Source organism: Micromonospora sp. GCM10011541 (assembly GCF_042650725.1).
Taxonomy (GTDB): Bacteria; Actinomycetota; Actinomycetes; order Mycobacteriales; family Micromonosporaceae; genus Micromonospora; species Micromonospora sicca.
In genome coordinates, this window is the sequence record NZ_JBHSBP010000010.1 from 195,244 (window position 1) to 211,108 (window position 15,865).

A 15,865-nucleotide genomic window follows, 5' to 3' on the forward strand; every position below is an offset into this window, starting at 1 on the left:
CGACCTCGTGACCGCGACCCGGAACCTCGGCTTCGTCGCCGCCGCGGCGACCCTGCTGGCCGCGGCGCCGCTGTCGGCCATCTTCCAGCGCTGGACGTGGCTGGTCCAGGCGGCCATCGTGGTGGCGGTGGTGGCCGGGGCGGCCGCGCTGAGCCGGCTGGTCCGGGCCCCGCTGTGGGGCCAGGTGCTGGCCATGCTCGCCGGCCTGCTGCTCGCCCTCACCTGGATCTTCCCGGGCGGCACCGAGCTGCTCGCGTTCCTGCCCACCCCGGGCACCTTCGCCCACTTCGGCGAGCTGTTCGGCGCGTCGGTGCAGGACATGCGCTCGTACGGCGTGAAGGTGCCCGACGTCGACTCGCTGCTGTTCCTCACGGTGCTCGGCATCGGCGGGGTCGCGGTCGTGGTCGACGTGCTGGCGGTGGGGCTGCGCCGGCCGGCGCTGGCCGGCCTGCCGATGCTGGCGATCTACTCGGTGCCGGTGGCGGTCTACGTGGACAGCGTCCCCGCCACCCCGTTCGTGGTGGGCGCCTGCGGATACCTGTGGCTGCTGGTCACCGACAACGTCGACCGGGTACGCCGCTTCGGCCGCCGGTTCACCGGCGAGGGCCGGGACGTCGACGTGTGGGAGGCGTCGCCGCTGGCCGCCGCCGGCCGCCGGCTGGCCGTGGTCGGCGTCGCGCTGGCCGTGGCGCTGCCGCTGGCCGTGCCGGGGATGACCGGCGGCCTGATGGACGCGGTCGGCTCCGGGACGGGCAACGGCACCGGCCGGCCGGGGCAGGGCGGCAGCCCGGGCCGGATCGACCTGTTCGCCGCGCTGAGCGGCCAGCTCAACCAGTCCGAGGTGGCCGACCTGGTCAAGGTCACCACCACCGAGCCGGCGCCGTTCTACCTGCGCTTCGGGGTGGCCGACGAGCTGCGCCCGGACGGCTTCCGGGTGCGGGTCCCGACCGGCCGGCCGGCCAACCGGACCCTGCCCGACCCGACGGAGCGGGCCGGCCGGGGCGTCAAGCAGGAGCGCTACCGGGCGACCGTCGAGGTGACCAAGAACCTCAACATGCCCCTGCTGCCGGTGTACGCGGAGCCGGTGAAGGCCGAGGACCTCAGCGGCAGCTGGCTCTACGACCCGAACCTCCAGATCCTCTTCTCCAACCGGGAGAACTCGCGGGGCAAGCGCTACTCGTTCGACTACGTCCGCTCGACGTACAGCCCGGCGGCGCTGCGCGCGGCGCCGTCGCTCTCCGCCGACGACCCGGTGCTGCGCCAGCAGACCGTGGCCCCGGTGGTACGCGAGGTCGACAAGCTGGTCGACCAGCTCGTCGAGGGCAAGCAGAACGACTACGACAAGGTGCGGGCCATCTACGGCTACTTCTCGGTCGAGAACGGCTTCACCTACTCGCTGTCCACCAAGGGCGGCACGAGCGGCGACGACATCACCAACTTCCTCGCCACCAAGGTCGGCTTCTGCCAGCAGTACGCCGCCGCGATGGCGTGGCTGGTCCGCCGGGCCGGCATCCCGGCCCGGGTGGCGTTCGGCTTCACCAACGGCAGCAACTCGGGCGGCGCCACGTACGTGCTGACCAACCGGAACCTGCACGCCTGGACGGAGGTCTTCTTCGGCGGGATCGGCTGGGTGCCGTTCGACGCCACCCCGGCGGCGAGCGTCCAGGGCTCGATCCGGTCGGCCTGGGCCCCGGACACCGACTCCCCGGAGGAAGCCGCCCCGGTGCCGGGCGGCACGGCCGCCCCGGGCACGGTCGACCCGTCGGCCGGGCCGGACGGGCCGGACCGGGCCGACAAGGAGACGGACGCGGGCCTGTCCCTGGACGGCGGCGGCCCGACCCGGCAGGCCCCGGCCTGGCCGTGGTGGACGGCGGGCGCGTTCGTCCTGCTGGCGCTGCTCGCCGTGCCGGCGCTGCTGCGCAGGGCGTTGCGCCGGCGGCGGCGCGCCCGGGCGCACGGACCGACGGCCACCGTGCTGGACGCCGGCCCCGGCAGCCCGGGCGGGGCGCGCGAGGTGATGGTCGGGGTGGATGCCGACCGGGCCCGCGCGGACGCCCACGCCGCCTGGGACGAGCTGCTGGACACGCTGGTGGACTTCCGGGTTCCGGTGGACCGGACGGAGACCCCCCGGGCGACCGCCGACCGGCTGGTCCGGGACACGCTCACCGAGGACGCGTCGGCGGCGACCGCGGCCCGGCTGCTCGGCCGCGCCGAGGAGCGGGCCCGGTACGCCCGCGATCCGCTCACCGGGGAGGCGCTGCACCCGGCGCTGCGCACCGTACGCGGGGCGCTCGCCGCGCGGGCGGACCGACGGACCCGCCTGCTGGCGGCCGTGCTGCCGCCGTCGGTGCTGCTGCGCTGGCGGCGCGCCATCGCGGACACCTCCGCCCGCCTCGTCGCGACGGGCGGCCAGGTGCGGCACCGCCTGCTGCGGTGGAGTCCACGTCGCCTGCTGGCCGGCCGCCTGGCCCGCTGACCGGGTCCCGTCCGCCGGCGCTCCCCCGTCGGCGGACGGGACACCGCCGGTGGCGTACCGCGGAGTCGGGAGTGGACAGGCGCCCGCGCGAAGAAGGAAGGCCACACGTCTGGGTGCGGCCGGGACGCGGGAAGAGGAAACAAGCGGACGGGCGGTCACGTCGGCCCGCGGGGGTCCGAGGGTCAGCCGGCCACTGGACGCTCAGCTGGTGGATCAGGGCGCGACGGTGCGACCACGCTCGCCGGAGAAACCGACGACACGCCGTCGCGGCACCCCTTCAGGGGTGGGACGTGGTCAGCGGTGCCCCTCCGGGCGCTGCCGCCAGCGGTCCTCCATCCGGTCGAGGAACGAGCCCCGCCGGCCGGTACGACCACCACGGGGACGACGACGACTGGTCGTGCCGCCCACCACGTGCAGGTCGGGCGACTGAGCCCGGCGGTGCGACTGCACTGCGTAGCCCAACGCGGCCAACATCACGACGAAGCCCGCCACTGACACCAGCGCGGTGGTGATCACGACGCCGTAGACCAACAGGGCCAGGCCAGCAATGACCACGCCGGCAGCGACGAGCACGCGACGCCGCGCGTGGAAACGCGGGTCGCTGGCGCGCACGGCCGAGGCGAATTTGGGGTCCTCGGCAAGCGACCGCTCGATCTGCTCGAACAGCCGCTGCTCGTGCTCCGAGAGCGGCACGGCACTCCTCCCCGGTCACGTTGGTCGGCCCGCTCGGGCCGACAGACCGTGGCAGCCAACCGGCTGCTTACCCGCAAGTCTACGAGGGGGCTCGCGCGTCGGAAAGCGGGACGACCTACGGCCGGGTCGGATTTTCGTCTCGACCCGGATGACGCTTGCCGAGAAGACTGGCCGGACCTATGACGGATCGCCCGAATCGGGCAGCCGCGGCATCGGCCGCCGCTTCCGCCTCCCGCCAGCCGCGCTCGGGCGCCCCCAGGGTGAGCTGGCGCGGCGTCTCCCCGGCGGCGGCCAGCCCCTCCACCCGTACGCCGACCAAGCGGATCGGCTCACCGGGGTCGAGGGCGGTCCAGAGCGCCCAGGCCGTGTCGAACATCTCCCGGGCGGTGTCGGTCGGCACGCCCAGGGTGCGGGACCGGTTGACCGTGCGGAAGTCGGCCAGCCGGACCTTGAGCGACACCGTGCGCCCCACCTGACCGGCGCCGCGCAGCCGGGCGCCCACCTTCTCGGCCAGGGCGAGCAGCGCCCGGCGGATCTCCGTCGGCTCGACGACGTCGGCGTCGAAGGTCACCTCCGCGCCGATCGACTTTTCCACGTGCTCGGGGCTGACCCGGCGCTGGTCCCGCCCCCAGGCCAGCTCGTGCAGGTGAGTCGCGGCGGCCTCGCCGACCGCCCGGCGGAGCAGGCCGAGGGGCGCCTCGGCGAGGTCGCCGACGGTGGCCAGGCCGAGTCGACGCAGCGCCTCGGCCGAACGCTCCCCCACCCCCCACAGCGCCGACACCGGCAGCGGGTGCAGGAAGTCGAGCACTTGGGCCGCCGGCACCACGAGCAGGCCGTCCGGCTTGGCCCGGGTCGAGCCGAGCTTGGCCACGAACTTGCTCGACGCCACCCCCACCGAGCAGCTCAGCCGCTGATCCTCGGCGACCCGGCGGCGGATCAACCGGGCGATCTCCGCCGGGGAGCCGAAGAGCCGGCGGGCGCCGGCCACGTCGAGGAAGGCCTCGTCCAGCGAGAGCGGCTCGACCAGCGGGGTGACGTCCCGGAAGATCCGCATCACCGCCCGGGAGGCCGCCGTGTACTGCGTGAAGTCGGGCGGCAGGTAGACGGCGTGCGGGCAGAGCGCCCGGGCCCGCGCGGTGGGCATGGCGCTGCGGACGCCGTACCGGCGGGCCTCGTAGCTGGCGGAGCTGACCACGCCGCGCGGCCCGATCCCGCCGACCACGACGGGCCGGCCGCGCAGCTCGGGGCGGCGGCGCACCTCGACCGAGGCGAAGAACGCGTCCATGTCGACGTGCAGCATCGAGCAGCCGGTGTCGTCGGCGTCCGGCCCGAAGCGCGGATCGCCGCCCCGGGGCAACGACTGGCTGCGGCCCATCCCCGCAGGCTAGCCGCCCGGTCCGACAACGCAGCGGCCCGACCACCCGACGACCGGCCGGGCCCGACCACCGGGCGGTCAGCCCCGGACGACCAGCAGCGGGATGGTCATCTCGGCCGCGGTGTCCGCGCCGTGGTACGCCACCAGGCGCGACTCCATCGGCTTCTCCGACCGGGTGGCGACCACCGCGTACGTGTCGCGGCAGACCACCACCACGTCGCCGATCCGGCGCAGGTGCTCCTCCGGCACCGGCCCGAACCAGCCGGTGGCCACCGCCTCGTCGCGGGTCGTCACCCGGGCGGCGTCACCCAGCACCGCCGACCAGGCGGCCAGCACGTCGGCGACCGCGCCCGGCTCGACGTGCAGGTAGCGGACCCGGGGCTCGCCGGCGATCACCTGCACCCCCGCCCGCAGCCGGGCGTCGGTGTCGAAGTCGACCCGCCGGCCCGGCGGCACGTTGAGCTGGCCGTGGTCGGCGGTGACGAGCAGCGCGGCGTCCCGCGGCAGCCCGTCGACCAGCCGGACCAGCAGCCGGTCCACGTCGGCGGCGGCGAGCCGCCAGGGCGCCGAGTCGACTCCGGTGAGGTGGCCGTGCCGGTCCAGGTCGGGGTGGTAGCCGGAGACCAGGGTCGGGCCGGCGCCGGCCGCGAGGGCGGTGAGCATCTGCCGGGCGAGTGCGTCGACGTCGGAGGCGCCCCGGTAGTCGCCGCCCCGGTTGGCGGCGAGGGTGAGGCCGCTGCCGCCGTACTCGGGGCGGCTGACCACGGTGACCGCGACGCCGGCGGCGCAGGCCCGCTCGTACTGGGTGGGCACGGGCTGCCAGGTCAACGGGTCCGGGTCGCCGGCCCACTCGATGTGGCTGAGCACCCGGTCGGTGTCGGGGACCCGGACCTTGAAGCCGAGCACGCCGTGGGCGCCGGAGGCGGCGCCGGTGCCCAGGCTGACCAGGTTGGTCGGGGTGGTGGAGGGAAAGCCGGCGGTGAGCGGGGCGCCGACGGTGGCGGCGAGGCCGGCCAGGGTCGGCGCGTACCGGGCGGCGGTCGGGATCTGGTACCAGCCGAGCCCGTCCACCAGCAGCACGGCGATCCGGCGTACCCCGGCCAGCCGGGGACCCAGGCCGAGCAGGTCGACCGCGCCGGGGACGCCGAGCACCGCCAGGGCGCTGGGCAGCACGTCGGCGAGGCTACCGCCGCCGTAGCGCGGCGCGACCGGGTCGAGCGGACCTGGTCGCCCAGCCACGGCCGGCGACGGGCCGGTCATGCCGGGCGGCGGGCGAAGAGGTGCAGCTGGGCGGCGAGGTCCCGGTACGGCGACCGGGCCGCCAGGGCCCGCTCCAGCTCCACCAGGGCGGCCGGCTGGCCGTCCGCCACCGCGGCGGGGAGCAGGTCGGCGAGGACGCGTACCCCGTGGATCTCCTCGACCGTGAGCCCGCCGGCGGTCAGCAGCGCGGCGGCGCCGTCCACGTCGTAGCGGCGGCGCAGGGTGTCCCGTGGCCCCGCGGTGCCGTCCGGGTCGGCGGCGAGCGCGGCGGCCACGTCGAGGTGACCGTTCATCGCCCGGCCGAGCACGGCGGCGGCCCGGCCGGCCACCAGCACGCTGGCCGCGCCACCATGGCGCAGCGCGCCGACCAACGCCGACACCACCGACGCCGGCTCGTCGACCACCTCGAGGACGGAGTGGCAGAGCACCAGGTCGACGCTGGCCGGCTCGACCAGCCCGGCGAGCGCGTCGCCGTCGCCCTGCAGCGCGCGTACCCGGTCGGCGACCCCGGCCTCGGCGGCCCGGCGGGTCAGCGCGGCGAGCGCGTCGGGGCTGGCGTCGACCACGGTCACCCAGTGGCCGGCCTCGGCGAGCGGGACGGCGAAGCCGCCGGTCCCGCCGCCGACGTCGAGCACGGTGAGCCGCTCGCCGGCCCGGCGCCCCAGCTCGGCCCGGAGCACCGACCAGATGACGGCGGTACGCGGGGTCAGCGTTCGAGTCTGCTCCACCCGGTCGAGCCTAGTCACCCGCGCCACCGGACTCCCGGAGGCGGTGGCGGCACGCTCCGGGTCAGGACTCGCCGCCGTCGGCGGGGTCCTCCTCCGCGCGGGAGCGGTGGGCGTTGGCCACCGGCCCGTCGGTCACCTGGTACTCGCGGGCCTCGACGTCGGAGGCCGGCGACCAGCCGGCGGCCAGCCGGGTGCGCCGGGCGTTCGCCACTCCACCGATGTGTGTGCTGTTCAGGGTCATCGTTCTTCCCCCATGGCCGGGCGGGCCACTCTGCCCGCGCGTGCCGAAGTCTCCCGCCTCCCGGGCCCGGACACCGTAATGTGGATCACTCCGCTCAGCGGAAATCCCGGGATGCCGGAGCCACCGGAGGCTCGATCGCGTCCAGCCGGTCCGCGGTGAGGCTGGTAACCCCCTCGTGCCGCTGCAACCGGCCCCGCACCACCAGCGCCGCGCTGGTGCGGGCGATTCGACGGTAGCGCTGCCAGAGGCCCGGGGAGCAAGTGACATTGAGCATTCCGGTCTCGTCCTCCAGATTGAGGAAGGTGACCCCGCCCGCGGTCGCCGGGCGCTGCCGGTGGGTGACGATCCCACCGACCCGGATCCGCTGGCCGGGCTCGACCCGGCCGAGCCGGGCGATCGGCACCGCGCCGAGCGCGTCCAGCCGGTCGCGGATGAACCGGGCCGGGTGGCTCTCCGGCGACAGGCCGGTGGCCCAGACGTCGGCGACGAGGCGGTCCACCGCCTCCATTCCGGGCAGGGTGGGCGGGGCCGCGCCGGTCACCGTGCCGGGCAGCCGGCCCGGCCGGTCCTGGGCCGCCGCGCCGGCGGCCCAGAGCGCCTGCCGCCGGGTCAGCCCGAAACAGGCGAAGGCGTCCGCGGTGGCCAGCGCCTCCAGCTGCGCGGCGGTGAGACCGACCCGACGGGCCAGGTCTGGCATGTCCCGGTACGGCCCGCCGGCCGCCCGCTCCGCCTCGATCCGCTCGGCCACGTCGTCACCGAGGGTGCGTACGCTGCCCAGCCCGAGCCGGACCGCCGGGCCGCCCAACCCCCAGGCGTGCGGCGGCTCCCCCGGCTGGCTGCCCCACCGGGTCTCCGGCGCCGACTCCAGCACGGCCTTCGCCCCGCTGGCGTTGATGTCCGGGCGGCGTACCTCGACGCCGTGCCGGCGGGCGTCGTCGACCAGCGTCTGCGGCGAGTAGAAGCCCATCGGCTGGGCGTTGAGCAGGGCGGCCAGGAACGGGGCCGGGTGGTAGCGCTTGAGCCAGGAGCTGGCGTAGACCAGGTAGGCGAAGCTCATCGCGTGGCTCTCCGGGAAGCCGTAGCTGGCGAACGCGGTGAGCTTGCGGTAGACGTCGTCGGCCAGCTCGCCGGTGATGCCCCGCTCGGCCATCCCGGCGTACAGCCGGTCGGCGATCTGCGCCATCCGCTCCACCGAGCGCTTGGCCCCCATCGCCCGGCGCAACTGGTCGGCGCCGGCCGCGTCGAAGCCGGCCAGGTCGATGGCGAGCTGCATCAACTGCTCCTGGAACAGCGGCACGCCCAGGGTCTTCTCCAGCGCGTTGCGCATCAGCGGGTGCGCGTACGTCACCGGCTCCTGGCCGTTCTTGCGCCGGATGTACGGGTGCACCGAGCCGCCCTGGATCGGGCCGGGACGGATCAGCGCCACCTCGACCACCAGGTCGTAGAAGCAGCGCGGCTTGAGCCGGGGCAGGGTGGCCATCTGGGCGCGGCTCTCCACCTGGAACACCCCGACCGAGTCGGCCCGGCAGAGCATGTCGTAGACCTCGGGGTCGTCGAGGGTCATGTCGCCCAGGTCGAGGGTCGTCCCGATCATGTCGTAGCCGTAGTGCAGCGCGGAGAGCATGCCGAGGCCGAGCAGGTCGAACTTGACCAGCCCGACCGCCGCGCAGTCGTCCTTGTCCCACTGGAGCACACTGCGCCCGGGCATCCGGCCCCACTCCACCGGGCAGACCTCGATCACCGGCCGGTCGCAGATCACCATGCCGCCGGAGTGGATGCCCAGGTGCCGGGGGAAGGTCTGCAACTCGTTGGCGTACGCGACCACCTGCTCGGGGATGTCCTCGACGTCCACCGAGGCGACCGAGCCCCAGCGGTCGATCTGCTTGCTCCAGGCGTCCTGCTGGCCGGGCGAGAAGCCGAACGCCTTGGCCACGTCCCGCACCGCCGACCGCGGCCGGTACGAGATGACGTTGGCCACCTGGGCGGTGTGCTCCCGGCCGTACCGGGCGTAGACGTGCTGGATCACCTCCTCCCGGCGGTCGGACTCGATGTCCACGTCGATGTCGGGTGGGCCGTCCCGCTCGGGGGCGAGGAAACGCTCGAAGAGCAGCCGGTGCCGGACGGCGTCCACGTTGGTGATCCGCAGCGCGTAGCAGACCGCCGAGTTCGCCGCCGAGCCCCGGCCCTGGCAGTAGATGTCCTGCGCGCGGCAGAACGCGACGATGTCGTAGACCACCAGGAAGTAGCCGGGGAAGCCGAGGTCGTCGATCATCCGCAGCTCGTGCTCCAGCTGCGCGTACGCCTCGGGGTGCGCCTCGCGCGGGCCGTACCGCTCCCGGGCTCCCTGCTCGGTCAGGTGGCGCAGCCAGCTCATCTCGGTGTGCCCCGGCGGCACCGGGTACGCCGGCAGCCGCGGCGCGACCAGTTGCAGGTCGAAGGCGAGTTCCGCGCCGAACTCGGCGGCCCGTTCCACCGCCCCCGGGTACGCGCCGAACCGGGCCGCCATCTCCGCGCCGCTGCGCAGATGGGCGGTGGCGGCGGCGGGCAGCCAGCCGTCTATCTCGTCGAGGCTGCGCCGGGCCCGCACCGCGGCCACGGTGGTGGCCAGCCGCCGCCGGCCCGGGGTGGCGTAGTGCACGTTGTTGGTGGCCACCGTGGGCAGCCCGGCGGCGGCGGCCAGCTCGGCGAGGGCGTCGTTGCGGTCGGCGTCGACCGGGTGGCCGTGGTCGGTCAGCTCCACCGCCACCGTCTCCGCGCCGAAGAGCGCGGTGAGCCGGTCCAGCTCCCGGGCCGCCGCGTCCACGCCCTCGGTGAGCAGCGCGCCCGGCACGTGCCCCTTGCGGCAGCCGGTGAGCACCAGCACGTGGTCGCGCAGCTCGGCGGCGACCTCCTCCAGCTCGCCGTAGACCGGGCGGCCCTTCTCCCCGCCGCGCAGCTGGGCGCGGGAGATGGTGGCGGCCAGCCGGGCGTACCCCTCGTGGCCGTGGGCGAGCACCAGCAGGTGCCGGCCGAGCGGGTCGGGTTCGCCGTTCTGCGGGCCGGGCAGCCCGAGGGAGAGTTCGGCGCCGAAGATGGTGGGCAGGTGCAGCGCGCGGGCCGCCTCGGCGAAGCGAACCACCCCGTAGAAGCCGTCGTGGTCGGTGACGGCGAGCGCGGTGAGCCCCAGCCGGGCGGCCTCCTCGGCCAACTCCTCCGGGTGGCTGGCCCCGTCGAGGAAGCTGAAGTTGCTGTGCGCGTGCAGCTCGGCGTAGGGCACCGCGCCGTCCGGCCGGGGCAGCTCGGGCGCCTCGTAGTGCTGCCGCTTGCGGCTCCAGGCCGGGGAGTCCCCGCCGTCGGCGTCCACGGCGAGGGGATCCACCACGTGCAGGTGCCGCTCGTCCCGCGACCGCCCACCGGACCACCTGCCCGACCGCCTCTCCCCCGACCGCCCGTCGCCGGGCCGCCCGGAGAGCACGCGCTCCAGCTCCGACCAGGGCAGGTTGGGATTGTGGAAGCTCATCCGGCCGCTCCGAGTGAGGCAGCGGTGATCCGCGCCGCCGGCCGGCGCCCACCGGCCGCCCCCGCGATCCTCGCCGCCCCCGCGGCCCTCGCGGCCCTCGTCGCTCCCACTGTCGCCGCTGCCGTGGCCGTCGCCGCCGCCGACAGGGTCGGTGAGCGATATACCTGAGAGTCATAAATATGCCTGACAGTCATACCGCTCACCGGGACATCCGTCGGGGGCACGGCGCGGACCGCCGGAACGCGCACGCCGGCCCGCAGGCACGGCGCGGACCACCGACCCGCTCGCCGGGAGCAGGCCCGCTCAGTCATAGATCGCCTCCACCAGCCACTGGCCGGCCTCGACCGCCAGCAGCAGGGCGGCGCCGTCGGCGAGGCAGACCTGGAACCGGGCCCGCCGCCGCGCCTCGGCCGGCGCCCACCAGCGCTCGTCCACCGGCCACGGACCGGCCCAGCCGACGATCTCCGCCGGGCGGGCGGTACCGACGGCCAGCCGGGCCGGCGCGGCGCTCACCTGGAGCCGGGCGCTGACCACGACCGGCTCACCGGCGGCGTCGTGCACGGCCGCGGCGAGCGGGGTGGGCAGCACCACGGCCGGCGCGGGTGGCGGAAGCCGCCCGGGCCAGGGCGGCGGGCCGGACCGCGCCGACCCACCCGACCGCGCCGTCCCATCCCGCCGCACCGCGCCCGAGCCCGCCGACTGGCCGGGGCGAGCCGGCTCACCCGGCCGGGCCGGTCCCGGGGCCCCGTCCGGCCCGGCCGGCGCCTGCGGCAGCGGTGGCGGGCCGGGGCGGGCCGGGAGCCGTTCGTCGCCCCACGGCACGAGCTGCACCTGGTCGGCGGGGGACCGGCCACCGCCGAGCACGGCGGTGACCACCGCCTCGGGGCCGAGGATGCCCTGCACCCGGCTCAACGCGCGGTGCGCCCGCTCCCGCTCCTCGCCGGTCTCCCCCCACAACCCGGATTGCAGGCCGGCCTGGGCGAGCACCCCGTCCGGCACCAGCCGCAGCCGGATGATCCCGGCGGTCGGCCGGGTCGGGCGGGCACCGCCCCGGCCGGTGCTGCCGGAGAGCCAGCCGTCCAACTGCCAGCGCACCCGGTCGGCGATGGCCGCGGCGGTCAGCAGGCCGTCGTGCCGCCAGACCCGGTGCAGCTCCTGACCGTGCGCGGTGACCGCCTCGATGCCGAGCCGGGTGCAGGCCAGCCCGTACGCGGCGAGCCGCTCGTGCAGTTGCTCGGCCAGCATCCGGGCGGCGAACGCCGCGGCGTCGACCCGGTCGATGGGCTCGTCGTGGTCGGCAGTGACGGTCAGGTCGGCCGGGGGCTGCCGGACGGCGAGCGGCCGGTGGTCCTGTCCGGCGGCGAGCCGGTGGACCAGCGCCCCGTCGAAGCCGAACCGGGCCAGCACGTCGCCGGCGGGCAGCGCGGCGAAGCCCCCGAGGGTACGCACCCCCAGCCGGCGCAGCAGGTCGGCCAGGGCGGGCCGGCCGAGCGCCTCGACCGGCAGGTCGGCCAGGAACTCCGGCGTCCCGCCGGGCGGCACGATCCGCCCGTCCCGGGCGGCCAGCCCGGCGGCGAAGACCCCGTCGGCGATGCCGACCTGGCTCTCCACCGCGCAGGACTGGGCGACGTGCTCGACGATCCGCTCGGCCGCCGCCTCCTCACCGCCGAGATAACGGCTCGGACCCCGGGCCGCCAGCGCGCAGGCCCCGGGACGGACCACCTCGACACCGGCGGCCACCTCCTCGACGGCGGCGACCACCGGCTCGAACGCTCGGACGTCCCGGTCGGGGTCGTACTCGACGACGGTGAGCTGCGGGCAGCGCGCCTGCGCCTCGCGCCTGCGCAGCCCGCGGCGCACCCCCTCGGCGCGGGCCCGCTCTGAGCAGGCGACCACCCGGTTGGCGTGCAGCACCGCGACCGGGTCGGTGGCGGGCACCCCGTCGACGATCTCCGCGGCGAGGACCGGCCAGTCCGGGCACCAGAGCAGCAGCGTCCGCACCGGCGCGGCGGTCATGCCGGACCGACCAGGGTGAGCGCGCCGCGGCGGGACGAGCCGGCGAGGGCGGCGACGGCCGGGCGGGCGACCGCGGGGCGGGACGGGGCTGCGGCCGGGCGGCCCGATCCGGTCGCGCGGGGGATCACCCGGGTCAGCTCGTCGCCGGGCAGCCAGACCTTGATCTCCTTCGGGCGGGCGGCCGCCCCGCGCCCGCGTGCCGAGACGGTCACCTCCCGGCGCCGCAGCCGCCCCCGGCCCGGCCCGAGCCCCTCCCAGACGCCCCGGACCACCTGCAACGTGACGTCCGCGCCGTCCCAGCGGCCGAACGGGACGAGCACGCTGCCGCGCTGCCGGGCGCGGGCGGCCAACCGGTTGGCGACCGAGGCGGAGACCGTGGCGGGCACGGCGGTGACCACCACGTCCACCCCGTCGATGAGCGCGGCGATGACGGTGGGCCACTCCGGTCCCGGGTTCGGCACCAGGGCCAGCCGGTCCAGGGCGATCCCGGCCTCGGCCGCCGCGCCGGCCCCGAAGGTGGGGACCCCGACCACGGCGCACCACGAGCCGGCCCGGGACGCCTCGGCGAGCAGCGCCAGGATCAGTGACGTGGCACCGCTGCGCCGGGGCTGCCCGGCGCCGATGGCGATGGTGCTGCCGCGGCGCAGCCCGCGATTGGGCAGCAGCCCGGTCAGCTCCGGCCGGACCGGCAGCACCCGGTGGCCGCCGGCCGGGTCGGGTGCGCTCGCCGGACGCACCAGATCGGCCAGTGCGGCGGAACCGACCACCATGCGGCCCGCCATCGGACCAACCCCCCGTCGTGTCGCCACGGGGACGGCTCCCCGTGCTGTGCCGTGTCGCTGGATCAGAGAGGTCCGACGGGCGTCGTCGGACCGGTGGCGCGCCCGGCCGGCGGGCTTCCCACCGCCGGGCCGGACGCGCCGGGTCAGGCGGCTAGCCCGTCGAGCGCCGGTTGGTGCGCCACGCCGAGCGCGGTCTCCACCACCGTCACGAACTGCTCGGCGGCGCGGAGCAGGTCGTCGGCCTCCCGGGCGGTGACCACCCGGGGGATGCCGGCCTCGGCGGCGGCCCGCTTGCCGGCGCCGGCGGCGAAGTAGCGGGCCCACTCGTCGAGCTCGGGGGCGACGCCGGAGAGCAGGACCCAGACGCTGGTGATCCGGTTGCGGCGGGTGGGCGCGGGACGGGCCCGGGCGGCGAGCAGGGCGGCGGCGGCGCGCAGCGCCGCGAGGTGGGCGGCGGCGTACCGGAGACCGTCGGGACGGGTCCGGGCGGCCTCGGCCAGCCCGTGGCGGGCCACCGCGAGCAGTTGGGCCGGGGTGCGGTGCGGCAGCACGTGCGCCGGCACCGTCGGTGCCTGAGCCGGACTGGTCGGCATGGTGTCTCCTCCGCGTGACCGGGGCGGGCGCATCGCGTGACGGATCGGATCCGCCGAGCGGGGCGCCCGGAGCGGGTGGTGCGGAGGAAGACGCACCGTGGTGGGGGCCGGCCGGGTGTGACGCTTCCCCACACCACACCCGGCCGGTAGTACCGGCGGGTCCGTCGCCCGCCGCCCGGGGGTCGTGGGCGGCGGGCGACGATCCTGCCTGACGGGACCGGACTCGCGACTGCCCGGAACCCGGTGCGGTCCGCGGAACCGCACCTGCCGGGATCCGGCGCCGCGAAACACCTCTCCCGGGCGTTGGAACGGGCGTACGACTGAATCGAACACTCGTTCTAACTGCCCTGACAGTACACCCCCCCTCCGACGAAAATGCAACGTGTGACGCGCCGGGGCTCGCGAGGCCGGGTCGGATTCTCAGGCCGCGCACAGTGACGGCAAAGGCGGCGCGGACGTGGTCATCGCAGGGTTGACCCCATGACCGTCGTAAGCCGTACCGAAAGGATCGTCCGGTGACCGCCGCCGTCGCCGACCGGCGAGCCACGCGTCGCGCCCTCCCGGCGGTCCCCGGCTGGTGGGCCGACGTCGCCGGCAGCGCCGCCGTGCTCAGCCTGCTGGTCGTCACCGCACTCTGGACCGCGGACCGGGGGGTGCAGGAGCTGCTCGGCGGCCTCGCCACCGGCCTCACCTCGCTCGGCCGGCTCACCGGCCTGCTCAGCGCCGACCTGATGCTCATCCAGGTGGTGCTGATGGCCCGGGTCACCGTGGTCGGCCCCGACCTGCTCTGGGCCGACGTGTACGCGACCGCGGCCGTCGCCCGCGGCGCGGACGCGCTCGACTGGCTGGCCACCCTCGACGGGTACGCCGGCCTGCTGGTGGACGCCGCCGGTCGGCTCCGGGCCACCCCGAACTGGCCCGGAACCCGACCGGCGGCTCAGACCCGCGCCGGATAGTCGGGCAGGTCGAGATCGGTGGCCAGCGAACCGGTGCCGCGGAGGAGCATCGACTGGACCGGCCCGGTGGCCAGCAGCCGGTTGCGCAGCCCCAGCCCCCACCCGGTGGCGGGGGCGAGGAACCGGCCCGGGCTGGCGCCCCGCTGCCAGCGCATCGCGTAGCCGCGCAGCCGGCTCTCGTACGCGGGGAAGGCGACCCGGTGGTCGCCGCCGGCCAGGGCCAGCTCGCCGGCCAGCACGTACGCGCCGACCACGCCGGTGCCGACGCCCATCCCGCCGAGCGTCACGCCCCAGGCCGCGTCGCCGAGCAGCACCGTCCGGCCGGTGTGCCAGCGGGGCACGCTCACCCGGCTGATCGAGTCGAAGTACAGCTCCGGCGCGTCCCGCAGGTGGGCCAGCAGGTGCGGCACGTGCCAACCCAGCCCGGCGAAGGCGTCCGCGACGAGCTTCTTCTGCTGGTCGAGGTCGCGCCAGTCGAAGTCGAGCCGGGGTGCGGCGAAGACGACGAGGGCGCCGGCCCGGGCCGGGTCGCGCTGGTCAGCGGCGACGCCGGCCATCCGCCCGGGGACGTTGTACTGCCGGGAGACGGTGTCCACCCCCAGCTCGTTGGGCAGGTCCCAGCCGGCCAGGTGGTAGCCGAGGTGCCGGACGTACGCCGACTCGGGGCCGAGGACGAGCCGCCGTACGCCCGAGTGCAGCCCGTCCGCGCCGACCACCAGGTCGACGGTGCGCGACGCGGCGCGGGCGAAGTCGACGCGTACCCCGTCGGCGGTCTCGACGAGGCCGGTGATCACGTCCCCGAACAGGTACTCCACCCGGTCGGCGCCGTGCTCGTACAGGATCCGGGAGAGGTCCCGGCGGTAGACCTCCAGGTCGCCCCCGGCGAACTCGGCCGGCAGCCGGAAGATCTCCCGGTCGTGCTCGTCCACGCAGCTGATCGCCCCGGCGTGGGTCTGCCCGGCGCGCAGCTCGTCGAGCACCCCCATGGCGGCCAGCACGCCGAGGTGGGTGGGGCCGCGGAAGTCGACCGCGAAGCCGCTGGTGCGCAGCGCCGGGGCCAGCTCGACCACGGTGACCTCGGCGCCGTAGCGGGCCAGCCACCAGGCCAGCGCCGGCCCGGCGACCCCGGCCCCGGAGACCAGGACGCGCCGGCCGCGCAGCGGAAGGGTGTGAGACATCGGCTTCCCCCGTAACAAGCTAAACTGTGTCCGTCGGATACAGAGTATCGTAGACACAGTTTCGGTTC

Annotated in this window: 12 protein-coding genes; 2 read left to right on the plus strand and 10 right to left on the minus strand. The window is 76.1% G+C overall.

Translation table 11 applies throughout. The annotated features are described in order from the left end of the window. The first annotated feature begins 7 nt into the window (after positions 1 to 7). Positions 8 to 2,476, plus strand: coding sequence for a DUF3488 and transglutaminase-like domain-containing protein (locus tag ACFOYX_RS05295; RefSeq protein WP_322441989.1), 2,469 nt, complete (start codon positions 8 to 10; stop codon positions 2,474 to 2,476). 294 nt (positions 2,477 to 2,770) lie between these two features. Here the strand turns inward: ACFOYX_RS05295 and ACFOYX_RS05300 are convergent, their stop codons facing one another. The 9 genes from ACFOYX_RS05300 to ACFOYX_RS05340 all read right to left on the minus strand — a co-directional run bounded on the left by ACFOYX_RS05300 (position 2,771) and on the right by ACFOYX_RS05340 (position 13,663). Next, a complete protein-coding gene (locus ACFOYX_RS05300) occupies positions 2,771 to 3,169 on the minus strand; it encodes a DUF3040 domain-containing protein (RefSeq protein WP_109804324.1) in 399 nt (132 codons plus the stop codon). A 115-nt stretch (positions 3,170 to 3,284) separates the two neighbouring features. Next, a complete protein-coding gene (locus ACFOYX_RS05305) occupies positions 3,285 to 4,544 on the minus strand; it encodes a DNA polymerase IV (protein ID WP_322441990.1) in 1,260 nt (419 codons plus the stop codon). A 78-nt stretch (positions 4,545 to 4,622) separates the two neighbouring features. Beyond that, positions 4,623 to 5,804: an alkaline phosphatase family protein gene (locus tag ACFOYX_RS05310; RefSeq protein ID WP_322441991.1), complete on the minus strand. Its 1,182-nt coding sequence runs from the start codon at positions 5,802 to 5,804 to the stop codon at positions 4,623 to 4,625. Next, positions 5,801 to 6,550 carry a methyltransferase domain-containing protein gene (locus tag ACFOYX_RS05315; protein ID WP_322441992.1) on the minus strand — a complete coding sequence of 250 codons (750 nt, stop codon included), beginning with the start codon at positions 6,548 to 6,550 and terminating at the stop codon, positions 5,801 to 5,803. The genes ACFOYX_RS05310 and ACFOYX_RS05315 overlap by 4 nt, the downstream gene beginning before the upstream one ends. 43 nt (positions 6,551 to 6,593) lie before the next feature. Beyond that, entirely contained in the window at positions 6,594 to 6,773 is a 180-nt protein-coding gene (locus ACFOYX_RS05320; protein WP_109804328.1) for a hypothetical protein, read from the minus strand. A 94-nt stretch (positions 6,774 to 6,867) separates the two neighbouring features. After that, entirely contained in the window at positions 6,868 to 10,272 is a 3,405-nt protein-coding gene (locus tag ACFOYX_RS05325; protein ID WP_322441993.1) for an error-prone DNA polymerase, read from the minus strand. 303 nt (positions 10,273 to 10,575) lie between these two features. Next, on the minus strand, positions 10,576 to 12,288 hold the full coding sequence (locus ACFOYX_RS05330) for a DNA polymerase Y family protein (RefSeq protein ID WP_322441994.1): 1,713 nt from the start codon (positions 12,286 to 12,288) through the stop codon (positions 10,576 to 10,578). After that, complete coding sequence (locus ACFOYX_RS05335; RefSeq protein WP_322441995.1) at positions 12,285 to 13,070, minus strand: hypothetical protein; 786 nt, start codon at positions 13,068 to 13,070, stop codon at positions 12,285 to 12,287. The genes ACFOYX_RS05330 and ACFOYX_RS05335 overlap by 4 nt, the downstream gene beginning before the upstream one ends. Before the next feature lie 143 nt (positions 13,071 to 13,213). After that, a complete protein-coding gene (locus tag ACFOYX_RS05340; protein ID WP_322441996.1) occupies positions 13,214 to 13,663 on the minus strand; it encodes an SAV_6107 family HEPN domain-containing protein in 450 nt (149 codons plus the stop codon). Positions 13,664 to 14,178: 515 nt separating this feature from the next. Between ACFOYX_RS05340 and ACFOYX_RS05345 the strand changes: the two genes are divergently transcribed. Then, the gene (locus tag ACFOYX_RS05345) at positions 14,179 to 14,619 is read left to right on the plus strand and encodes a hypothetical protein (protein WP_322441997.1); all 441 of its coding nucleotides are present in this window, start codon (positions 14,179 to 14,181) and stop codon (positions 14,617 to 14,619) included. Here ACFOYX_RS05345 and ACFOYX_RS05350 read toward each other — a convergent pair. Continuing rightward, entirely contained in the window at positions 14,601 to 15,797 is a 1,197-nt protein-coding gene (locus ACFOYX_RS05350; protein WP_322441998.1) for an FAD-dependent monooxygenase, read from the minus strand. The genes ACFOYX_RS05345 and ACFOYX_RS05350 overlap by 19 nt on opposite strands. Positions 15,798 to 15,865 lie beyond the last annotated feature (68 nt).